Origin of the sequence: Mesorhizobium sp. STM 4661 (genome assembly GCF_000359125.1) — a bacterium.
Taxonomy (GTDB): Bacteria; Pseudomonadota; Alphaproteobacteria; order Rhizobiales; family Rhizobiaceae; genus Mesorhizobium.
Genome location: NZ_CAAF010000049.1, coordinates 93,201 through 114,143, shown reverse-complemented (window position 1 = coordinate 114,143; position 20,943 = coordinate 93,201). Strand labels below are relative to the sequence as shown.

General features: G+C 60.6%; 19 protein-coding genes. 4 read left to right on the top strand and 15 right to left on the bottom strand.

Annotated elements, in window-relative coordinates; translation table 11 throughout:
* Positions 1 to 113: 113 nt before the first annotated feature.
* The 8 genes from sufA to MESS4_RS16260 all read right to left on the bottom strand — a co-directional run bounded on the left by sufA (position 114) and on the right by MESS4_RS16260 (position 7,526).
* On the bottom strand, positions 114 to 494 hold the full coding sequence (gene sufA, locus MESS4_RS16295; protein WP_006332807.1) for a Fe-S cluster assembly scaffold SufA: 381 nt from the start codon (positions 492 to 494) through the stop codon (positions 114 to 116).
* Between the two features lie 91 nt (positions 495 to 585).
* Complete coding sequence (locus tag MESS4_RS16290; protein ID WP_036241458.1) at positions 586 to 978, bottom strand: SUF system Fe-S cluster assembly protein; 393 nt, start codon at positions 976 to 978, stop codon at positions 586 to 588.
* Between the two features lie 5 nt (positions 979 to 983).
* Positions 984 to 2,225 (bottom strand): cysteine desulfurase, encoded by a 1,242-nt coding sequence (locus MESS4_RS16285; protein WP_006332805.1) that lies wholly within the window; start codon positions 2,223 to 2,225, stop codon positions 984 to 986.
* Positions 2,226 to 2,327: 102 nt separating this feature from the next.
* On the bottom strand, positions 2,328 to 3,596 hold the full coding sequence (gene sufD / locus MESS4_RS16280; protein WP_081609758.1) for a Fe-S cluster assembly protein SufD: 1,269 nt from the start codon (positions 3,594 to 3,596) through the stop codon (positions 2,328 to 2,330).
* 25 nt (positions 3,597 to 3,621) lie between these two features.
* Positions 3,622 to 4,377 (bottom strand): Fe-S cluster assembly ATPase SufC, encoded by a 756-nt coding sequence (gene sufC / locus MESS4_RS16275; protein WP_036241455.1) that lies wholly within the window; start codon positions 4,375 to 4,377, stop codon positions 3,622 to 3,624.
* 33 nt (positions 4,378 to 4,410) lie between these two features.
* The gene (locus MESS4_RS16270; RefSeq protein ID WP_006332797.1) at positions 4,411 to 4,608 is read right to left on the bottom strand and encodes a hypothetical protein; all 198 of its coding nucleotides are present in this window, start codon (positions 4,606 to 4,608) and stop codon (positions 4,411 to 4,413) included.
* Positions 4,605 to 6,122 (bottom strand): Fe-S cluster assembly protein SufB, encoded by a 1,518-nt coding sequence (gene sufB, locus MESS4_RS16265; protein WP_006332796.1) that lies wholly within the window; start codon positions 6,120 to 6,122, stop codon positions 4,605 to 4,607. The genes MESS4_RS16270 and sufB overlap by 4 nt, the downstream gene beginning before the upstream one ends.
* Positions 6,123 to 6,362: 240 nt before the next feature.
* Positions 6,363 to 7,526 carry a cysteine desulfurase family protein gene (locus tag MESS4_RS16260; protein WP_006332795.1) on the bottom strand — a complete coding sequence of 388 codons (1,164 nt, stop codon included), beginning with the start codon at positions 7,524 to 7,526 and terminating at the stop codon, positions 6,363 to 6,365.
* Positions 7,527 to 7,764: 238 nt separating this feature from the next.
* Here MESS4_RS16260 and MESS4_RS16255 point away from each other — a divergent pair, with 238 nt between their 5' ends.
* On the top strand, positions 7,765 to 8,439 hold the full coding sequence (locus MESS4_RS16255; RefSeq protein WP_006332791.1) for an alpha/beta hydrolase: 675 nt from the start codon (positions 7,765 to 7,767) through the stop codon (positions 8,437 to 8,439).
* Between the two features lie 12 nt (positions 8,440 to 8,451).
* Positions 8,452 to 9,129 (top strand): FMN-binding negative transcriptional regulator, encoded by a 678-nt coding sequence (locus MESS4_RS16250; protein ID WP_006332790.1) that lies wholly within the window; start codon positions 8,452 to 8,454, stop codon positions 9,127 to 9,129.
* A 92-nt stretch (positions 9,130 to 9,221) separates the two neighbouring features.
* On the opposite strand, the gene MESS4_RS16245 is transcribed toward MESS4_RS16250, so the two are convergent.
* Genes MESS4_RS16245 through MESS4_RS16230 form a run of 4 tightly spaced genes read right to left on the bottom strand, consistent with a single transcriptional unit; the run spans position 9,222 to position 12,878 of the window.
* On the bottom strand, positions 9,222 to 10,088 hold the full coding sequence (locus MESS4_RS16245; protein ID WP_244441145.1) for a phosphatase PAP2 family protein: 867 nt from the start codon (positions 10,086 to 10,088) through the stop codon (positions 9,222 to 9,224).
* A 54-nt stretch (positions 10,089 to 10,142) separates the two neighbouring features.
* Entirely contained in the window at positions 10,143 to 11,786 is a 1,644-nt protein-coding gene (locus MESS4_RS16240) for a glycosyltransferase family 39 protein (RefSeq protein ID WP_006332788.1), read from the bottom strand.
* Between the two features lie 38 nt (positions 11,787 to 11,824).
* Positions 11,825 to 12,157, bottom strand: a complete 333-nt coding sequence (locus MESS4_RS16235; protein ID WP_006332780.1) for a lipid-A-disaccharide synthase N-terminal domain-containing protein — start codon at positions 12,155 to 12,157, stop codon at positions 11,825 to 11,827.
* Positions 12,150 to 12,878 carry a glycosyltransferase family 2 protein gene (locus MESS4_RS16230; RefSeq protein WP_006332779.1) on the bottom strand — a complete coding sequence of 243 codons (729 nt, stop codon included), beginning with the start codon at positions 12,876 to 12,878 and terminating at the stop codon, positions 12,150 to 12,152. The genes MESS4_RS16235 and MESS4_RS16230 overlap by 8 nt, the downstream gene beginning before the upstream one ends.
* Before the next feature lie 257 nt (positions 12,879 to 13,135).
* On the opposite strand from MESS4_RS16230, the gene tyrS reads away from it, so the two are divergent.
* On the top strand, positions 13,136 to 14,389 hold the full coding sequence (gene tyrS / locus MESS4_RS16225) for a tyrosine--tRNA ligase (RefSeq protein ID WP_006332776.1): 1,254 nt from the start codon (positions 13,136 to 13,138) through the stop codon (positions 14,387 to 14,389).
* A gap of 49 nt (positions 14,390 to 14,438) precedes the next feature.
* Here the strand turns inward: tyrS and MESS4_RS32315 are convergent.
* Positions 14,439 to 15,199 (bottom strand): IS5 family transposase gene (locus MESS4_RS32315; RefSeq protein WP_085987821.1). Its coding sequence is split into 2 segments (ribosomal slippage): positions 14,439 to 14,866 and positions 14,866 to 15,199, totalling 762 coding nucleotides; the frame shifts between segments, so codons are not numbered across the junction.
* Positions 15,200 to 15,540: 341 nt separating this feature from the next.
* On the opposite strand from MESS4_RS32315, the gene MESS4_RS16210 reads away from it, so the two are divergent.
* Positions 15,541 to 16,860, top strand: a complete 1,320-nt coding sequence (locus tag MESS4_RS16210; protein WP_244441144.1) for a M14 family metallopeptidase — start codon at positions 15,541 to 15,543, stop codon at positions 16,858 to 16,860.
* An 11-nt stretch (positions 16,861 to 16,871) separates the two neighbouring features.
* Here the strand turns inward: MESS4_RS16210 and MESS4_RS16205 are convergent, their stop codons facing one another.
* On the bottom strand, positions 16,872 to 19,649 hold the full coding sequence (locus MESS4_RS16205; RefSeq protein ID WP_081609755.1) for an adenylate/guanylate cyclase domain-containing protein: 2,778 nt from the start codon (positions 19,647 to 19,649) through the stop codon (positions 16,872 to 16,874).
* A 155-nt stretch (positions 19,650 to 19,804) separates the two neighbouring features.
* Positions 19,805 to 20,935, bottom strand: a complete 1,131-nt coding sequence (locus tag MESS4_RS16200) for a YcaO-like family protein (RefSeq protein WP_081609754.1) — start codon at positions 20,933 to 20,935, stop codon at positions 19,805 to 19,807.
* Positions 20,936 to 20,943: the final 8 nt, after the last annotated feature.

Here is a 20,943-nt window from a genome sequence, read left to right as displayed (position 1 = left end):
CCCCGAGGGGAGAGGAGGTCGCCGGCGTTGATGCCAGCCTCTTCTCCCCAGCGGGGAGAAGGTGGCCGCGAAGCGGCCGGATGAGGGGGACCCCGGGAACAGAGAAGGAAAGCTCAGGCCGAAGCGCGCGCCTCGGCCAGCGCCTTCAGATCGGCCGGCTTCAGTTCGACCGATTCTCCGCAGCCGCAGGCCGAGCTCTGGTTCGGGTTGCGGAAGGTGAAGCCGGTGCGCAGCGTCGTCTGCTCGAAATCCATCTCGGTACCGAACAGGAAAAGCGCTGCTTCCGGCGCGACATAGACATGGGCGCCGTCGCGCTCGATATGGTCGTCCTTGGTGTTGGGCTCGGTCACCAGGTCGACCGTGTATTCCATGCCGGCGCAGCCGCCCTTCTTGATGCCAAGGCGAATGCCGTGCGCGTTTTCACGCGTGGCGACAATGTCGCGCACCCGGTCGGCGGCCTTTTCGGTCATCGTGATGACGGCGAAGCGTCCCATCTTTTCCTTCTCCATTCTGTGCAGGTTCAAGGCCTGCCGAATGATTCCTCACCTAAAATGGTGAAGTTTTCCACCCGGCGCAAGTGCGCCACTAATACCACCCAACCGCCACCTGCGCCTCTTCCGACATGCGGTCGGGCGACCAGGGCGGGTCGAAGGTCATGTTGACCTCGACGCCGGAAACGCCTTCGACGGCGCCGACGGCGTTCTCCACCCAGCCGGGCATTTCGCCGGCCACCGGGCAGCCGGGCGCGGTCAACGTCATGTCGATCTTGACCGAACGGTCGTCCTCGATGTCGATCTTGTAGATAAGGCCAAGCTCGTAGATGTCGGCGGGGATTTCAGGGTCATAGACCGTCTTCAGCGCCGAGACGATGTCGTCGGTCAGCCGCGCCAGTTCGTCGGCTGGAATGGCCGAGGCGGAAACCAGCGGATTGATCGCCGTTTCCGGCGCGGTCTCGGTGGTGTGGCTCGCATCATCCATGGTCGTCATCCAAAAAACTTGCGCGCTTTTTCCAGCGCCTCGGCCAAAGCGTCGACTTCGGCCCTGGTATTATACATGCCGAACGATGCCCTGCATGTGGAGGTTACGCCAAAGCGTTTCAACAGCGGTTGGGCGCAATGGGTGCCCGCGCGGACAGCAACGCCTTGCCTATCGATCACCATCGATACGTCATGGGCATGAATGCCTTGCAATTCGAACGAGATGATGGCGCCCTTGCCGGGCGCGTCGCCAAAGATGCGCAGCGAGTTGATGGCCCTAAGCCGCTCATGGGCATAGTCCTTCAGATCGGCCTCGTGCGCGGCGATGCGCTCGCGGCCGATCTTTTCCATATAGTCTAGCGCGGCACCCAGCCCGATCGCCTGGACGATCGGCGGCGTGCCGGCCTCGAAACGGTGCGGCGGCTCGTTGTAGGTGACGATGTCCTCCGTCACCTCCTCGATCATCTCGCCGCCACCCATGAACGGGCGCATGCCCGAGAGAATGTCCTTCTTGCCGTAGAGCACGCCGATGCCCGAGGGACCGTAGACCTTGTGGCCGGTGAAGACGAAAAAATCGCAGTCGAGATCCTGCACGTCGATGGGCATATGCACGGCGCTCTGGCTGCCGTCGACCAGCACCGGGATGTTTTTCGCATGCGCGATCCGGACGACCTCCTTGATCGGTGTCACCGTGCCCAGCGCATTCGACATCTGGGTGATGGCGACCAGCTTGGTCCGGTCGGTCAGCCGCTTTTCGAATTCCTCGATGTGGAAGACGCCGAGGTCGTCGACCGGCACCCAGACCAGCCTGGCGCCCTGCCGCTCGCGGATGAAATGCCAGGGAACGATGTTGGAGTGGTGCTCCATGATCGAAAGCACGATCTCGTCGCCCTCGCCGATATTGGGCATGCCATAGCCGTAGGCGACCGTATTGATCGCCGACGTGGTGTTCGAGGTGAAGACGATGTTGTCGGTGCTCGGCGCGTTGAGAAACCTCTGTACTATCTTCCGCGCATTCTCATAGGCGTCGGTCGCGGCATTCGACAGGAAATGCAGGCCGCGATGGACGTTGGCGTATTCCTGGGAATAGGCGTGCTGGATGGCGTCGAGTACGGCCTGCGGCTTTTGCGCCGAGGCGCCATTGTCGAGATAGACCAGCGGCTTGCCGTAGACTTCGCGCGACAGAATCGGAAAGTCGCGGCGGATCGCCTCGACGTCGTAGGGGATGTTTTCGACTTTCTGGTCCATCACTAGCTCTCTAGGCGTCGCCTCATTCCGTCCAACACCCCTCATCCGTCTCGGCGCTGCGCGCCGATCCACCTTCTCCCACAGGGGGAGAAGGTCAGGCGCTTACCCGTGCGCCACGAACCAGTCGTCGAGCCTTGCTTCCAGCGCTTCGACAATTACCTCGTCGTCCAGTTCCTCGATCACCTCGGCGACGAACGCCTTGACCAAGAGGCCACGCGCGGTCTTCTCGTCGATGCCACGCGCCATCAGGTAGAATAGATGGTTGTGGTCGATCTCGGTGACCGTCGCGCCATGGCCGCAGACGACATCGTCGGCGAAGATTTCGAGCTCAGGCTTGGTCGAGAACTCGCCATCGTCGGATAGAAGCAGCGTGTTGCAGGCCATCTTGGCGTTGGTCTTCTGCGCATATTGGTGGACGTTGATGCGTCCCTGGAAAACGCCGCGCGCCTTGCCGGTGACCACATTGCGGATCACTTCCGTCGAGGTGGTGTGCGGCACGGCATGGTCGAGCACCATGGTGACGTCGGTATGGGTATCGCCAGCCAGGAGATTGATGCCACGCAGCGTAAAATCGGCGCCTTCACCCGTCGTCCTGACGACGATCTCCTGGCGCACAAGCTTGCCGCCGGCGTTCATGACGAACAGCGTCAGCCTGGAATTCTTGCCGAGATGCGCCTTGAATTGCGCGAGATGCGTCGCCGTTTCCGGCTGCTCCTGCACGATCAGCCACGTCACTTCGGCGCCCTCGCCAAGCACAAGCTGGCTGACCGAACTGACAAGTGCGGCCCCCTCGCCCGTCTGACGCTCGACGATGGTCGCCTTGGCGCCGGCACCGACACGAACCGGCAGACGCACATGGGTCTGGCCGCCGGATTGCAGGTTCTGCAATTCGATCGGCTTGTCCAGTTTGGTGCCGTCGGCGATGTCGACAAAATAGCCGTCGGCAACAAAAGCGGTGTTCAGCGCGCCGATGGCGTCGTCGGTTCCGTAAGGATCGAGCCCCGCCGCAATGCTGCCGTCGGTCAGTTTCTCCGACAGGCGCTGCACGGCAACGCCTTCGATATCAGGCACTTTCGCGCTCGACACACCATTCAGCACCGGCAAGACAGCGGAACCTTCGACAATCGGCGCCATGGCTTTCGCGACGGCCGCCGGATCGAAGTCCGGCACCACATTCAGCAAGCGGCGCAAATCGGTGTAGTGCCAGGATTCGATGCGTCGCGTCGGCAGGCCGTTCTTGATCGCCTCGATGGCGTCGTCGCGCTTCAGCATGACCGCGCCATCGCCGGGCAGCAGCGACAGCCGGTCGCCGAAAGCGTCGATCAATGCCGTCTCGGCTAATGTTCGCTGGGGTTGTGTGTGCATATTCATCAGTTTTGCCTTGCCTGCTGGCATCTCACGCGGCTTCGCCGATCACGCCGGCGTAACCATTGGCCTCGAGATCGAGCGCCAGCGACTTGTCGCCCGACTTGATCACCTGGCCCCGGTAAAGCACATGCACCGAGTCAGGCACGATGTGTTCGAGCAGGCGCTGGTAATGGGTGATGACGACGATGGCGCGGTCGGGTGAACGCAGCGCATTGACGCCGTCGGAGACGATCTTCAGCGCATCGATGTCGAGGCCGGAATCGGTCTCGTCGAGCACGCAAAGCTTCGGCTCCAGCAGTTTCATCTGCAGGATCTCCGCGCGCTTCTTCTCGCCGCCGGAAAAGCCGACATTGAGCGGCCGCTTCAGCATCGCCATGTCCATGTTGAGCGAGGCCGCCGCTTCCTTCACGCGCTTCAAAAATTCCGGGATCTTCAGCGGTTCCTCGCCGCGCGCCTTGCGCTGCTCGTTCATCGCCACCTTCAAAAATTCCATCGTCGCCACGCCCGGTATCTCCATCGGATACTGGAAGGCGAGGAAGATGCCTGCCGTGGCGCGCTCGGCCGGGTCCATTTCGAGGATCGACTGGCCGTTGTAGAGGATGTCGCCTTCGGTGACCTCATAGTCCGCGCGGCCGGCGAGGATGTAGGACAGCGTCGATTTTCCCGAGCCGTTCGGGCCCATGATGGCGGCGACCTCGCCGGCTTTCACCGTAAGGTTCAGGCCGCGGATGATCTCGGTGCCGTCATCGACGATGCGGGCGTGCAGGTTTCTGATTTCAAGCATTTCCATTCGTCCTATCCGTAGCCGTCTGCCCGGCTAAACTCGATTTAACAACTGCTTCAAGGCTTCCAAAAGCCCGTGCCAAAAGCCATCCGGCGAATAGGCCGCGACGAGCAACGCAACGCCCGTCGCGCCCAACCACAACGCCAGTTCTAGACCCGCGGACCAACCGTTCATCCGATCCCGCAGATAGGCGTGTTTTTCTGCGGATTCGCGTTTGGGCGCCTTTGTCACCCCACGCTCCCCTCAAGCGAGATGCCGATCAGCTTCTGCGCCTCGACCGCGAATTCCATAGGCAGTTGCTGGATGACGTCCTTGACGAAGCCGTTGACGATCAGCGCGATCGCCTCTTCCTCGGGAATGCCGCGCTGCATGACGTAGAATTTCTGGTCCTCGGAAATCTTCGAGGTGGTCGCCTCATGCTCGAACTGCGCCGTCGAGTTCTTGGCTTCCATGTAGGGCACGGTGTGCGCGCCGCACTGGTCGCCGATCAGCAGCGAATCGCAATTGGTGAAGTTGCGCGCGTTGGTCGCCTTGCGGTGCGCCGAGACCTGGCCGCGATAGGTGTTCTGCGAGAAGCCGGCGGCGATGCCCTTGGAGATGATGCGGCTCGACGTGTTCTTGCCGAGATGGATCATCTTGGTGCCGCTGTCGACCTGCTGGTAGCCGTTCGACACGGCGATCGAATAGAACTCGCCGCTGGAATCGTCACCGCGCAGGATGCAGCTCGGATATTTCCAGGTGATGGCCGAGCCGGTCTCGACCTGCGTCCACGAAATCTTCGAACGGTCGCCACGGCAGTCGCCGCGCTTGGTGACAAAATTGTAGATGCCGCCCTTGCCCTCGGCGTCGCCGGGGTACCAGTTCTGCACCGTCGAATATTTGATCTCGGCATCGTCGAGCGCCACCAGTTCGACGACGGCGGCGTGAAGCTGGTTCTCGTCGCGCTGCGGCGCCGTGCAGCCTTCGAGGTAGGAGACGTAAGCCCCCTCCTCGGCGATGATCAGCGTGCGCTCGAACTGGCCGGTGTTCTTCTCGTTCATGCGGAAATAGGTCGACAGTTCCATCGGGCAGCGCACGCCCTTGGGCACGAAGACAAAGGAGCCGTCGGTGAACACGGCGGAGTTCAGCGTGGCGTAGAAATTGTCGGAGGTCGGCACGACCGAGCCGAGATATTTCTGCACCAGTTCCGGATGCTCGCGGATGGCTTCCGAGATCGAGCAGAAGATGACGCCGGCCTGCGCCAGCTCCTTCTTGAAGGTGGTGACGACGGAGACGGAATCGAACACGGCGTCGACAGCGACGCGGCCCGATTTGTAGATGTTGTCGCTGGCTTCCTCGAATTCCGAGACATCGGTCTTCTGCACGCCGGCGAGGATCTCCTGCTCCTTCAACGGGATGCCGAGCTTTTCATAGACCTTCAAGAGTTCGGGATCGACGTCGCTCAGCGAAGTCGGGCCGGGCGTGCTCTTGGGCGCCGCGTAATAATAGATGTCCTGGAAATCGATCTTGGGATAATGGACGCGTGCCCAGGTCGGCTCGTCCAGCGTCAGCCAGCGCCGATAGGCTTCCAGACGCCATTCGAGCATCCAGGACGGCTCGTCCTTCTTCGCGGAAATGAAACGGATGATGTCTTCGCTCAGGCCCTTGGGGGCCTTATCAACAGCGATTTCGGTCTCGAATCCATATTTGTATTGGTCGACGTCGATCTTTCGGACCCGATCGATCGTGTCCTGCACAGCAGGCATATGCGTTCTCCATCCACGCCGGGGTCAAGGCCCGACAGTTTTCAAACTATGGCACCGCCAACGAGTACCCGTAGGCACCTCAAGCGGCGTAAGTTCCATATAGTGCGTTCCCGCCGGAAATTCACCCGGCCAACATGAAACGCACGGCTCTACCAGGCCAGAAGGCCCGTATCCTTTTTTTGAGCATCGAATTTTTCCGAAAACCGCTTCACACTTTTCGGTTCGATGCTCCAGCCACCCTCAGGCGGCTTTTTCCCTGCCCGCCAGGCGCAAGGCGATACCTGCCAGCGCAGCACGGAACAGTTCGATATCCTCGGCGCCGGTTGCGTGGCCAATGGACACGCGCAGGGCGCCAAGGCCGTCGCTAAAACCCATGGCTTTCAGCACGTGGCTTGGGCCAACCTTGCCCGACGAACAGGCCGAACCGGCCGACAGCGCCACGCCGGCGAGGTCGAAGGCGATCTGCGCTGTCTCGGCCTTAATGCCGGGAATAGCGAAGAATGTCGTATTGGCAAGCCGTGTTGCACCGGTTCCAAAGATTTCCGCGTCCGGCACCAGCGTCTTCACAATGGTCTCGATCTCATCGCGGCGACGGCCGACCGCAGCGATGCCCGGCAATCCGGCAAGAGCTTGCCGCGCCGCCGCGCCAAAACCCGCAATGGCGGCCAGGTTCTCGGTACCACCGCGATGGCCCTTTTCCTGGCCGCCGCCATTGATCAACGGCTTCGGCATCATCAGGTCGGAGGCCGCGACGATGGCGCCGACACCCTTGGGGCCGCCGATCTTGTGCGAGGACAGAATCAAACAATCCGCATAACCCGCTGACATGTCGATCGGAATACGGCCCGCCGCCTGCACGGCGTCGACGACCAGGATGCCGCCCGCCGCCTTGACGGTCTCGGCGATGCGGCCGACGGGCTGGATGACGCCGGTCTCGTTGTTGGCGGCATGGATCGCCACCAGCGGCAGGCCGTCTGCCTTGTCATGCGCGGCCAGCGCGGCCGCCAAGGCGTCGAGGTCGACGATGCCGTTTGTATCGACGCCGATCCGTGCCACCTGGGCAGCCGGGAAGCGCCCGCCATTCAGGACACAGGGATGATCGGCCTCGCACACATAGAGCCGGCTCATGCGGACACCGCCGCGGCCCATCTGCCAGTCCGGCGTCAGCAGCGTCGAGGCGGCTTCCGTCGCCCCGGAGGTGAACACGACATGCTCGACCCTGGCGTTGACCAATGTAGCCACATCGCGCCTTGCATTCTCGATCAGCCGCCGTGCGGCGCGCCCCTCGGCATGGACAGAGGAGGGGTTGGCGGCGACATCGAGCGCGGCAATCATTGCGTCACGCGCCGTGGACAGCAGCGGCGCGCTGGCATTGTAGTCGAGATAGGCGCGTGTCCCTGCCATTTTCGTTTCGATCGGTCCCTTCAAGAGCCATTCCACCGGGATAGCGTGTTATTTCCTTGAAATTGCAAGGCAAGCCGTCCTATTTACGCGGCTTGCGGCGCGGGCGGCCGAGCCACTATGTTTTGGCCACCCAGTTTTGAACAATTCTAAACTAGCTTCTAAGAAGACGCTCGCCCTGCGTCAAGGCCAGAGGAGCTGTTCCGGGCACCGCGCATTCGTCTGCCAAGTGGAGTATTTTATGCCTGAGGTCATTTTCACCGGTCCGGCCGGCCGCCTGGAGGGCCGCTACCAGCCCTCCAAGGAAAAGAGCGCGCCGATTGCCATTGTGCTGCATCCGCACCCACAGTTCGGCGGCACGATGAACAACAAGATCGTCTATGACCTCTTCTACATGTTCCAGAAGCGGGATTTCACCACGCTTCGCTTCAATTTCCGCGGCATCGGCCGCAGCCAGGGCGAATTCGACCATGGCACCGGCGAATTGTCGGATGCGGCCGCCGCACTCGACTGGGTACAGTCGCTGCACCCGGATTCCAAGAGCTGCTGGGTCGCCGGTTATTCCTTCGGCTCCTGGATCGGCATGCAGCTGCTGATGCGCCGTCCCGAGATCGAAGGCTTCATCTCGATCGCGCCGCAGCCCAACACCTATGATTTCTCGTTCCTGGCGCCCTGCCCGTCTTCCGGCCTCATCATCCATGGCGATGCCGACAAGGTGGCGCCGCCAAAGGACGTGCAGGGGCTGGTCGACAAGCTGCACACGCAAAAGGGCATCACCATCACCCAGAAGACCTTGCCCGGCGCCAACCATTTCTTTTCCAATGACGCTGAGCTTCTGCTCGAGGAATGCGCGGATTATCTCGATCGCCGGCTGGCCGGCGAATTGTCCGACCCGCGGCCGAAGCGGCTGAGATAGGAGCGGACCCTGATGTACCAGCCTCCCCATTTCCAGGAGACGCGGCAGGAGATCCTGCACGGGCTGGTACGGGCGCACCCGCTTGGGCTGCTGATCTCCAACGGCGCCGAGGGGGGCGCCGAGGGGCCGGTCGCCAATGCGATACCCTTCCTGCTCGATGCCCCCTCTCTGCCCAACGCAGATGTGCCGCCGAAGGGCAGGCTGCGCGCGCATCTGGCCAAGGCCAACCCGCAGTGGCGCCTGCTGGCCGACCATCCACTCTCACCCGTGCTGGTCGTCTTCCAGGGCACCGACGCCTATGTGACGCCGTCCTGGTATGAGACCAAGCGCGAGACCGGCAAGGTCGTGCCGACCTGGAACTATGCCATCGTCCAGGTGCGCGGCATGGTCAGGGTGATCGAGGACCAGGACTGGCTGGCGCAGCAGATTTCCGATCTGACGGTGGCGCAGGAAGGCGGACGCGAAGCGCCCTGGGCCGTGACCGATGCGCCGCCGGCCTTCATCCAGTCGCAGATCAAGGGCATTGTCGGGCTGGAGATCGAGATCACGGATATCAGCGGCAAGTGGAAGGTCAGCCAGAACCGGCCAACCGCCGACCGCGTCGGTGTCGCCGAGGGGCTGGAGAGCGAAGGTCCGGCCGCAAGCGACATGGCCCGCATGGTGCGCTCCTGGGGCGGCATCGAGAGCTAGGGCATGATCCCGAAAAGTGGGAACCGGTTTTCGGAAAAGATCATGCTCAAGCAAAGAGATAGAGTCTCATCCGATTCCCTCGGGATCAGGCCCTACGGCCTGTCGGCAGCAACAATATCTTCGGCGCGTTCGGATCGCTCGCGCGCCGACCGGTTGGGCTTCACTGCGGCAAGCGGCAGCAGGCTGAAGGTGCCTTTGCGGACAGGCAGTTTTGTCGAGGTCCGGCGGAAGATGAAGCCAAGTCGGGCAAACACCAGCCCGCAGACGATGGCAAAGGCGCAGCCGAGACCGAAGCCGGCGACGGTATCGCTGGGGTAGTGGGCGCCGACGAAAACCCGCGTCGATGCGATGCAGGAAGTGACGGCCAGCGCGACGTACCAGCGTTTTGGAAACAGCAGAAGAAGAATTCCGAACACGGCCCCCATGGTCGTGGCATGGCCGGAGGGGAAGCTGGCGAAGCGTGCATCCATAGCGAAAGGATGCAGCGACAAATCGCCGAGGTTATTGAAATAGATCGGCCTCGCCCGTCCAATGCCATATTTCAACAAATTGACCGTCAGGCCGGAAAGGCCGGTCGCGCCCAGCACCAGAAAGGCGAAGCAGGTCCAGTTGTAGACGAGCATCAGCGATCGCCTGGAAAGGCTGCGCCAGTCCGTCAGATTTGCGGCCAAGAGCAGCAGCGCCGACGGAATGAGGTACCATCCGCCCAAGCCGAAAACCGTGAAAAATTCGGTGAAGTGAACGAAGCCGCGTGGCCACTCCCCCCAGAGTATCCCCGCGGCGCGATCAAGGCGAAGGAATACCGCTGCCGTGAGCAGAACCCAGGCCAGCGCCCAAACCGCCCACGGGATGTGCGGATAGTTGGCCGGACGCACGGCAAAGCGCCTTCCCACGATCCGCATCGTATCGCGGAAGTTGCCGAGAGAGCGACGGAACACGGCGCGCGGGGTCACAGGCATCACGGGGCGCGATCTTATGAGCATTCGACGCCTGACGCTATCCTCGACACGGCTTCACCTGGCCACCCGGTAAAGGCCGAGCGACAGCTTGTCGCCGGACGAATAATTGATGCCGTCGATCTCGGCGACGCGGTCCGCCGATTTGCCTTGCCCCGTCAGCAGATCGGTCAGCTTTTTCTCGTCGCCGACCGGCGCCAGCGCCAGCGCGCAGGCCGGGTCGTCCAGCAGATGCCTGGCGACGCCGTCGACATCGGTTAGTATGGTCTTTGTGCCCACCAGGAACACCAGGCTCGGTTCGTGATATTCCGCGGAGGCGAGCACCGTCGTCTCGCAGGGGCGGTTGGCGCTAACCGCGGCCTCGATCCGAGGGCTCAGCCAAAGCGGCTGCAATGACGGCGCGATGACGCCGAACAGCAGGCCATAGGCAATGCCGGCGCAAACCGCGATGGCGCCTATGCGGCCAAGGGACACCTGCAACTGGCGCGAAAAGGCCAGATAGCCAGCGCCGAGCGCCGCGGCGGCGGCTGGAATGCTCCACCACAGGAAGGTGCCGGCGAGATAGATCGGCGCGGCGATGCAGACCACCGCAAGGCCCGCTGTGACCACGGCGAGACCGAAGGCGGTCGACCACCATAGCCACACCTGCCAGCGCTTGAGCGGTGCATTCGCGTCCTGCGGCTGCAATGTCAGGAGCCAGCCGATCAGCAGCGCCATGCCTGGATAGGCCGGCATGACATAGTGCGGCAGTTTCGTCGGGATCAGCTCGAACACAAGCCAGAACGGAATGTACCAGGCGAGGCAGAAACGAAGCCGGGGATCATCGCGCAGACGATTGAGGGCCTGAAGCCCGGCGCCGACGGCAATCAGGCCGAAGGGCCACATGAACAGCGAATAGGTCAGCATGTAGAAGCCGGGCGGAAGGCCGTGCGATTCCTCGCCCTGCGCGACCTTGCCCAGCATATCCTTGCCGACGGCCTGCTGCAGGAAAGCGCCACCGCTTTTCCAAGTGATGAGGACGAGCCAGGGCAGCACGATCAGCAACACAAGAGCCAGGCCGCGCGCCGGCTTCAGCTTCGCCAGCCAGCGCCAGTCCCGTTCGAAGGCGAACAGCACGGCGACGGTCAGCGCCGACAGCAACGGCGCGATCGGCCCCTTGATGAGGATTGCCGCGCCCTGGGCCGCCCAGAAGATCCATGGCAGATGGCCGGCGACGGCTTCGTTGCGGCGCGAGGCCACATAGATCTGCGCCAGCGCGCCCTGCGCCAGCACGCAGCAGGCCAGCAGCATCGCGTCGGTCTTGGCGTCACGCCCCTCGAAGGCGGTCGCAAAGAGCGCAGCCATCACCAGGCCAGCGGCCAGGCCGGCACTGGTTCCGAAAAGATTGGCGCCTGTCCAGGCGATCGCCGCGACGGCAATGGCAATGCCCAGGGCGGAGACCAGGCGATACACCCAGATCGGCGCTTCGGCGCCCTTGCCGCTCAGCGTGACAGCCGCCGATTGCAGCCAGTAGATGCCGATCGGCTTCTGGTAGCGTGATGCCTGCTGAAAGCGGATGTCGACATAATCGCCGGTCTCGACCATCTGCTTGGTGGCCTGGACGAAACGCGGCTCGTCGCGATCGAGCGGCGGCATGGTCGCCAGCCCGCTAACCGTCATCAGCAGGCTGAACAGGAAGAGAAATAGGATATTCCTGTTCATTCAGCCACCGGATCGCTTGCCCTGATGAGACGGATTTCTCAATCGACCTTCGTCATTGCCGCCTTGCGCTCATTGGCAATGAGCCAAAGATTGCGGATGTAGATGAACATGCCCAAGGCCTGGCCGGCGATGAACACCGGATCCTGCCGCTGGATGGCATAGACCAGCAGCAGGCCGCCGCCGCCTAGCGAAAAGAACCAGAAGGCGACCGGCACGACGCTGCGCTTGGCTTTTTCCGACGCGATCCACTGCACGACGAAGCGCATGGAGAAGAAGAACTGAGCGACGAAGCCGAGCAGGATCCAGGCATCGAATTGCTTGATGAAAACCTGGTGAAGCCAGGTCGCCAATTCCTGAAGCACGTTAGCCATGCCTGATTTCCTCTACCTTGGGCATTCCGCGGCGCCGGCGGCGCAGCCACCAGACACCGCCGAGATCGAGCGCGCCCTGCAGGCCGCGGTCGAAAATGCCGTAATTCGACTTGCCGTGGCGCCGCGAGCGGTCGACGACGTCGCAATGAACGACGCGAAAACCTTCCTGGATGACCAGCGCCGGAACAAAGCGGTGGGTGCCGTCGAAGAACGGCAATTTCCTGAGGATATCCGTATGGATCGCCTTCAGGCCGCAGCCGGTGTCGCGGGTCTCGTCATGCAGGATGGCGTTTCTCAGCCAGTTGGCAAAACGCGAAGCCAGTTGCTTGATCTTGCTGTCGCGGCGCTTCAGGCGCTGCCCCTGTGCCGCACCGAACGCGGGACCGGCCTGCCGCAACGCGTCGACCAGCACGGGAATGTATCCGGGATCGTTCTGGCCGTCGCCATCGATCGTGACGACGATCCCGCCGCGCGCCGCCCAGGCGCCCGAGCGCACCGAGAGCGACTGGCCGGCGGATTTCCGGTGCCTAAGGTGACGCAGCGGAAACGGGCGAAGCGCCGCCTCGGCGGCAAGCACCGCGGCTGTCTCGTCGGTCGAACCGTCGTCGACGACGATAACCTCGAAGTCGCGGCCGGCCATCGCGGCGCCGATCTCATCGAGCAGGAGCGGCAGGTTCGCCGCCTCGTTCCTGCAAGGAATGACGATGGAAATCTCCGGCATGTCGCGTCGGGGCTCTGTCACAGGATATGGCATTTGGTGGATGCCGTGCGGTGCTGTTCCAGCGGGCGAAGGCTGCAAGGACCCGTTGGCGCGGCGCCTCATTACGCCAGCCGAAACGATGACGCAAGCACGCCGGACGTCATCCACGCGGACGCAAAAAGCCGGATTCCACTTTTGCTGATCGCGCGCCGGTGCTAAACGCCCGCCTTCAGGCATACCCGGGCCGCATTCGGCCGGGCGCTTTCGGGAAAGAAAAAATGTCCGCCTTCAAATCCGATTTCCTGCGCATCATGAGCGAGCGCGGCTTCATCCACCAGATTTCGGATGAGACCGGCCTCGATCAGCTTTTCGCCAAGGAGACGGTGACAGCCTATGTCGGCTACGACGCCACGGCGACCAGCCTGCATATCGGCAATCTGATCTCGGCGACCATGCTCTACTGGCTGCAGGAGACCGGCCATCGGCCGATCGCGCTTATGGGCGGCGGCACCTCGATGATCGGAGACCCGTCCTTCCGCGATGACCAGCGCAGCCTTTTGACGCCCGAGGCGATCGCCACCAACATCGAAGGCATCAAGCGCATCTTCGGCCGCATCCTGCGCTTCGGCGACGGCGCCAGCGACGCCATCATGGTCAACAATGCCGACTGGCTGATGCAGCTCAACTATGTCGAGTTCCTGCGCGATGTCGGCCGGCACTTCTCGGTCAACCGCATGCTCACCTTCGACAGCGTCAAGCTCAGGCTCGATCGCGAACAGTCGCTGTCGTTCCTCGAATTCAACTACATGATCCTGCAGGGTTATGATTTCGTCGAACTCAGCCGTCGCCATGGCTGCCGGCTGCAGATGGGCGGCTCGGACCAGTGGGGCAACATCATCAACGGCGTCGATCTCGGCCACCGCATGGGCACGCCGCAGCTCTACGCCCTGACCACGCCGCTGCTGACGACATCGTCAGGCGCCAAGATGGGCAAATCGGCCAAGGGCGCGGTCTGGCTGAACGGCGATCTCTTCTCGCCCTATGATTTCTGGCAGTACTGGCGCAACACCGAGGACGCCGACGTCGAGCGCTTCCTGAAGATCTTCACCCGACTGCCGCTTGCCGAGATCGCGCGGCTCGCCGCTTTGGGCGGTTTCGAGATCAATGAGGCCAAGAAGGTTCTGGCCACGGAAACGACGGCCATCGTGCACGGCCGCGAGGCCGCGCAACAAGCCGAGGAAACCGCGCGCAAGACGTTCGAGGAAGGCGCGCTCGCCGAAACGCTGCCGACCGTCGAGGTTGACCGGGCCGATCTCGAAAGCGGGATCGGCATCTTGTCGCTGCTCGTCACCGCCGGCCTTGCCGCATCCAATGGCGAGGCGCGGCGGCATATCCAGGGCGGCGCCGTGCGCCTCAACGACCAGCCGGTGTCGGATGACCGCAAGCTGGTGACGCATCAGGATCTCAGTTCGGAACAGGTTGCAAAGCTTTCGCTCGGCAAGAAGAAGCACGTGCTGGTGCGGGCGGTTTGACAAGAGCCAGATCCGTCTCGATAGAAACTTAATCAGCTAGGGTCAGGACTCATTGATTGAGCCAGAAGATGAAAGCTGCGGCGAAAGCGATTGCCGATAGGAAAGTGTGAGCGCAGCGGTCGTATCTGGTGTGGACGCGTCGCCAGTCCTTGAGGCGTGCGAACAGATTCTCGATCTTGTGGCGCTTTCGATAGAGCACTGGGTCGTAGCTGTGCTGGATTCGGTGCTTGGCATGAGGCGGGATGCAAGGGGTAATACCGCGTTGGACAAGTGCATCGCGGAAGCCGATGGAACTGTAAGCTCGGTCGGCGAGCAGATGGCGCGCTGGCGGCAAAGCCTCGACTATCGCGGCGGCGGCCTTATGATCGTTGGCCTGACCTTCGGCCAGGTAAAGAAGCAACGGGCGGCCATCGCCATCGCAGACCACTTGCAGCTTGGTGGTCAGCCCTCCTCGGCTGCGCCCGATACATCGGGGTAGAGCCCTTTTTTAAACAGGCTGGCGGCAGTGCGATGCGCCTTCAGGTGGGTCGCATCGATCATCAGTTGATCCGATCTGCCGCAACGCGCCGCAAGTTCAGCAAGGATACGGTTGAACACGCCGAGCCGGCTCCCACGGATGAACCGGTTGTAGATTGTCTTGTGCGGCCCGTATCCTGCTGGCGCATCGCGCCAACGAAGCCCATTGCGGATAACGAACAATATCCCGCTCAAGACGCGCCTATCGTCTACCCGCGGCACGCCGTGCGACAAGGGAAAATACGGCTCGATGCGGCGCATCTGTTCCGGCGACAACATCAATAGTTCACTCATTGCGACACCTCCATCGACTAATGAGTGAATCAGGGTACTGAGCGCCCCACAAGCTATTTAATGGGTCCTGACCCTAGCTGCGGCCGATGGCCGAGATGGGGTGGAATATTGCCATTCGTCTCATCGAAACGAGCAGGTAGCGGCTCCGCTCCACCCCAGCGAAGCCATCTCAATATAGTGATTGCTAGTCGAGGAACAATATCTCTTCAGGTCGAGGGAGAGTTCCTAGCCTTTCGCTTAAAGGTCATTTACGGTCAAGGCGAAGAAATTCTGCAGTAAGTTTCAGCTGGTTGCCGAACGGTATGAGGAAGATAACGCTAGAGTCCGCAGATCTCCACGCCTTGGTTAACGAAACGCGCGAGAGGCAGCTCGATCTGGGGTGCCGCCCTATCGTACTGAAAAATCCGCCAGGATTCGCCATCACTGCGTTTGTTACCGACACTGAATTTCAGTCTTTGCAAGCATCGCGAATGTGCGTTTGCACCGCCGTCGACCAGGAGATGCCGAGTGCGGAAGCTCGACTTCGCATGGTTTCTCATGGCAACGGCTTTCGAGCCGCTCGGCGTGGCAGTTCCAATGTGGGGTTAACAAGCGGGCCTTATCTGACCTACGACGAAATCGTCGGTTCCCTTGAACGTCTGTCGGAAGCGTATCCGACGTCGGCTGAATTGTTGAGGCTGCCGAATATAAGCGTCGAAGGGCGGCCGATATTCGCCCTCCGGATTGGTAGCGCGCAAGGACCCAATGCAAAGACCGCAACTCTGGTGGGTGGTCTGCACGCTCAGGAATGGGTGCCTCCAGATGCGTTGGTACGCTTCTGCTCAGACCTTTTGGAGTCATACCGTTTTGGTGCAGGGCTCCAATATGGAGACTGTGAGATCGATGCGAGCGGGGTCGACACAATCATAAAGAACCTGCAGCTCCTGGTCCTGCCCTGCGCAAATCCTGATGGCAGAGTCTATAGCCAGACAGTCGACCCCAACTGGAGAAAAAATAGGGCTCGGTACTCGATGGAAGATGGCACGATATGCCACGGCGTTGATCTCAATCGCAATTTTGATGTCGTTTGGGATTTCGCGCGCCATTTCGCCCGTGGCTTCGCGCATGCTTCAAGCAAACCATCTTCTTATGTCTATGTTGGGCCCTCGGCTGTATCGGAGCCGGAGACCCGCAATGTCGTCTGGCTCCTGGATCGGTTCCCGGACACGCGATGGTACGTCGACGTACATAGCTATGCTCCCGCCGTTCTTCACAGTTGGGGCATTGACAGCAGTCAAACTGTAAACCGCCACGAGAACTTCCTTAATCCTAGCTTTGATGGTTGGCGGGGAATTCCCTGGGATCGTAGGTATGGAGAATTCATCGAAAAGGCAGATCTCGAGGAGGCGGTCAGACTTTCGAGGTTGATGAGTTATGCTGCCCAGTGCGTAGGCGGTGTTCGCTATCGGGTAAGGCAGGCTTATTCGATCTACGGTACGTCCGGCGCGAGCGACGACTACGCCTATAGCCGGCACCGCGTTAATCCCTCCTCCGGTCGCATCTTGAGCTTCACTCTGGAATGCGGACGTGAGTTCCAGCCCGAATTGTCAACCCGAGAAGCGGTTATGCGGGAGGTGGGCGCTGCCTTGGCCGCTTTCTCTCTGGATGTCGCAGCCCAATAGAAGGCTAAACGTCAGATAGCCATGGCGTGTTCAACTGCCTGCCCTTCGGTCCAGGCAGCCCCCTCACCGGCGAGTCTAATCAGCTTCTCGCGAGGTACAATGCTGGCGACTAGTGGGGCTAGCCGCTCATAGATCTTCTGTTCAGTTCCTTCGCGAACCGACCCATGGAAGAGTCGCATGCGGTCAGAATAGCCGAGCATGCGAGCGGCTCGATCCAATTTTCCGTCAAGGGCTGCAACCAGCGCAAGGTGTTCGACCAGGATCACTATATAGCTGGACAGACCGAGTGTGTTCGCATCTCTCAAGCTCTCTCGCGCGGTCTCCCGCGCCTCGCCGGTCATACCGAGAATGAGTTGATACGCTGCCAAATTCATACGCGCGAGCGACAAGGTGTGCCGATGGTTGTGCTTAACTGCAAGATCGATTGCTTGCTGGACAAACATCAGCGCATCATTTGCTGCGCCCAGGCTGAAACGATTTTCGGCTAGGCAGATAAGCACGAAACGCATCCCAAAATTGTCCTCTATCTCTTGAAAGATATCGGCGGACTCCTTGAGAAGTGTATATCCGTCGAGGAAATTACCTTCGAAATCGGAAAGGACTCCGAGGCTAAGTAAGCAAGTGGCACGTACCTTCGTATCGCCATAAGGTGGCAGCAGCATGTGGCTTTCCTCAAGCAACAGTCTGGCGTGTCTTGTCTCAGTTGGAGAAGATAGCGCTTGTCCGGCTCGAACCAAACACTGTGCCAGTTCCAACGTGCTACCCGAAGCGCGGAAAAGTGCCGCTGCTTCCAGAGCTGGTTGCGCAGCGTCTCTCCCGCCGAACCAGGCGTGATGCACATAGCTGGTGGCGTAGAGAAGTCGAGCCTTCACTAGAAGCGGAGTGTCTTCTCGTACGTGAGCGGACGTGGCTTGGAACCAGCGGTCTATTTCAGGGAAGAGGGATAGCTCCAACATAAGACGCAGGCTGTGGCTTGCGAGTTCAAGTCCAAGCTCGATTTCCCCGTTCGCGCCGAAGGCCCATTCGAGACTCGCCCTGAGGTTATCGAGATCAGGTGCATATATCTGGAGCCAGTTGTCCGTCGACCCATCAAGCCACTCGGCCGAAGCCTCGGCATAAAAGGAGATCAGGAAACTGCAAAGGCGACGAGCTAGTGACTCGTGTTCGTCTTTAGCCAATCGTCCGAGTGCGAAGCTACGGGTCGATTCCAACAAGCGATAGCGTGTCTGGTGACCGACTGGGACAAGGGTCACGAGCGATTTATCGACAAGCGAAGAAAGCATGTTAAAGACATTACTGTGAATGATCGTACTATCTGTGGCGACGGCCTGGGCGCTCTCTAAGGTAAACCCTCCAGCAAAGATCGCGAGCCGCTTCAACAGCGTCTGTTCGTCTGCAACCAAAAGATTGAAGCTCCATTCAAATACCGATTGGAGCGTTTGTTGCTGTGGCAGTGCAGTCCGCGAGGCGCCACCGAGGACTATAAGATGCTTCTCAAGAAGGTCTGCCAACTCATGGGCCAGCAAAGCTCTCAGATGTGAAGCAGCAATTTCAAGAGCGAGCGGAAGGCCATCTAGCCGCTTACAGATTGTACATACCGCTGCTACATTTTCCTTTCCCACTGTAAAACCTGTGCCGGCTGCGCTCCCTCGTTCTGCGAACAGCCTGACAGCAGGATGCCTAAGTGCTGACTCTGCTGAAGCAGCGTCCGGATGCGTCGGGAAACTTAGCGATGGAATGCGATATATGCGCTCACCGCGAACGGCCAGCGGTTCTCGGCTCGTGCAAATGAGACTCACCCCAGCGCAATTGCGCAAGATGGCTTCCGCTGTCTCTGCTACAGAGAGAAGGAGATGCTCGCAGCTATCCAGAATTATCAGCACGGACTTGTCACGTAAGAATGATACAACGGTGTCCAAGGCAAGCCGACCCAGCGCTATACCTCCACCGAATAGGGTTGCGAGGCTCTCGGCGACCAGCTGACCATCAGTGAGGGAAGCTAGTTCTAGCACCCACACGCCGTCCGGATATCGCAGAATAGCCTCCCTCCCGAATTCCAAGCCCACACGCGTCTTGCCCACGCCGCCTGGTCCTACCAAGGTGATCAACCGAAATTTCCGAGCAAGTATTTCCATATCTCTCAACTCGGTGTCTCGCCCAATCAACGCTAGTGTTTGCTGAGGGATGTTGGTGCGACGCGGCGAGTCTAATTTCAACGGTGGAAACTTGCTGCCGAGACCCGGTGCCATTAGTTGATGCAGCCGCTGAGGGGTAGCGACATCTCTCAGCAAGTGTTGGCCAAGATCCAGCAGAGCGGCACCATCGGGAAGGTTGTCAATCATAATGCTTGCTGCATCAGACACCAATATTTGGCCCCCGTGAGCGGCCGCTACCATCCGTGATAGCCGGTTAAGGGGGGGGCCAAAAAAGTCGTCATCTCGCGTTTGCACTGCCCCAATATGAATGGCCATCCGAACCTTCAAATCCTCGACATCTTGAAATCCGTCGTCGTGCAGTGCCCTCTGAGCCTCGATCGCTGCACACAGGGCGGCAAATGCTTGCGGGAAAACTGCGTGGACCGCGTCTCCAACCCTCTTAAAAATGCGCCCGCCAGCATTCTTGACTGCGCGGCTCAAAATAAGATCGTGCCGCTCTATTGCCACCTGCATGGCCGTGGGCAGGCGCTCCCAGCGATCCGTCGAACCCTCTATGTCTGTAAAAAGAAAGGCGAGGGTCGCGCTTGAGCCTGGGCGACGTTTCGTGGGGCCAGAGGCTCTCGGTTCAAGCATATACTAGCCTCGATCGGACCACCCCGTTGTTTCCCTACATTCCGAAACTATCATGCGGTCCGGGGAGCACAAGCAGCACGAATTCGAGCATAGTCAATCGTGCTCAGGCGTAGAACGCAGAGCGTCTTCAGAAAGTCGGGCTCTTTTGCTGTTTTTCACAGCAAAAGAGGAATCTTATGAAGTTCCGATTCCGCCAATCTCCGCGACCGCCAGCCGAGCTTTGTAGGCACGTCGAAGAGACGTCCCGGAGCGAAGCGGCATCGACTTGGCCTAAGGCCAGGCACCAACACGCGCGCAACAGGAATACCGATCGCAGCACGCGTCAAGTTCACTGCAATCATAGCCAGATTCGCGTCGTTGCACGCCCGTATGCAGCGCTCCACTGCATCAGACGCAGTAGCAGGACCGCGCTCGTCAAGAATGCTTCGAATGGGGGGGCCAGCTGACTGTAGGTGAGGAACCGTTTCGAAGGATACTAGCGACATCCAGCGCAACATGTCGTTTGCGCCGTCACCTATGCTAGATAGTCTGAGGGCTATCTCGCTTTGCAGCATCTCCGTAATCGCAGAGAGGATAGCAGAGGCTGGATCAAAGTTGGCAGCCGATCCAAACGCAACGTCGCGCCCTTCTGGAGTTGCAGAAACGGCGGCGTAAGCCGGTATCCCAAAGTCGGTTGTGAGATCAAGGACTTCAAATCGACGCGGACGATCGCCAATCCAGTGAGCCAAATCTGACGCGTCCCTGATATGAGAAACATCGACAGGCCGCTTTCGATCGCCCCCCATCCACCAGAGCGCGACAGCATCCCGCTCAACTAGCTCCAAAAAGGCGACTACGACAGCCTCCTCCCACGTTGACGCGGCGGCACAACCATTGCTGTCAGAAATTGCGAAGGATGACTCGTCACCAGCCTCGGCGTAACCGATATAGACCACGGCGGCTGGGACCAGTATCCGGCGGCCGTGGGTCAGCGACATGGCCTCCACCCAGTCGAGCGATAGCTCGCTGTTAAGCGGATTTGGTACCCACTCACTCCTCGTTTGCACCGCATTCCAAGACGATCGCTGCCTATACTGCTCATCGCTGAAGAGAATAAGAGCAGAAGGATCGATAGCCCTGCTCTGCACCTTTGCGATGGGTGCCCGCACATAGACTTCATCCCCCCAAAGACAAGCACTTGTCAGCTCCACCGCTTCCCCAAAACAAGAACATAGAGCCAACGCGGGTGACAGCCCGCGACCGGCCGGGACCCGCCCCGCCCCTCGCTGGGCAGCGGGAGGGAGCATAGCTCCTG

Bases quoted from the DNA above. Each gene is read 5' to 3' on its own strand.
- sufD (WP_081609758.1), bottom strand. From the start codon at position 3,596: ATGAATATGCACACACAACCCCAGCGAACATTAGCCGAGACGGCATTG.
- MESS4_RS16230 (WP_006332779.1), bottom strand. From the start codon at position 12,878: ATGCCGGAGATTTCCATCGTCATTCCTTGCAGGAACGAGGCGGCGAAC.
- MESS4_RS16260 (WP_006332795.1), bottom strand. From the start codon at position 7,526: ATGGCAGGGACACGCGCCTATCTCGACTACAATGCCAGCGCGCCGCTG.
- MESS4_RS16285 (WP_006332805.1), bottom strand. From the start codon at position 2,225: ATGGACCAGAAAGTCGAAAACATCCCCTACGACGTCGAGGCGATCCGC.
- MESS4_RS16255 (WP_006332791.1), top strand. From the start codon at position 7,765: ATGCCTGAGGTCATTTTCACCGGTCCGGCCGGCCGCCTGGAGGGCCGC.
- MESS4_RS16205 (WP_081609755.1), bottom strand. From the start codon at position 19,649: ATGCTTGAACCGAGAGCCTCTGGCCCCACGAAACGTCGCCCAGGCTCA.
- MESS4_RS16235 (WP_006332780.1), bottom strand. From the start codon at position 12,157: ATGGCTAACGTGCTTCAGGAATTGGCGACCTGGCTTCACCAGGTTTTC.
- MESS4_RS16290 (WP_036241458.1), bottom strand. From the start codon at position 978: ATGGATGATGCGAGCCACACCACCGAGACCGCGCCGGAAACGGCGATC.
- sufA (WP_006332807.1), bottom strand. From the start codon at position 494: ATGGGACGCTTCGCCGTCATCACGATGACCGAAAAGGCCGCCGACCGG.
- tyrS (WP_006332776.1), top strand. From the start codon at position 13,136: ATGTCCGCCTTCAAATCCGATTTCCTGCGCATCATGAGCGAGCGCGGC.
- sufC (WP_036241455.1), bottom strand. From the start codon at position 4,377: ATGCTTGAAATCAGAAACCTGCACGCCCGCATCGTCGATGACGGCACC.
- MESS4_RS16245 (WP_244441145.1), bottom strand. From the start codon at position 10,088: ATGCCTGTGACCCCGCGCGCCGTGTTCCGTCGCTCTCTCGGCAACTTC.
- MESS4_RS16200 (WP_081609754.1), bottom strand. From the start codon at position 20,935: ATGCTCCCTCCCGCTGCCCAGCGAGGGGCGGGGCGGGTCCCGGCCGGT.
- MESS4_RS16250 (WP_006332790.1), top strand. From the start codon at position 8,452: ATGTACCAGCCTCCCCATTTCCAGGAGACGCGGCAGGAGATCCTGCAC.
- sufB (WP_006332796.1), bottom strand. From the start codon at position 6,122: ATGCCTGCTGTGCAGGACACGATCGATCGGGTCCGAAAGATCGACGTC.
- MESS4_RS16240 (WP_006332788.1), bottom strand. From the start codon at position 11,786: ATGAACAGGAATATCCTATTTCTCTTCCTGTTCAGCCTGCTGATGACG.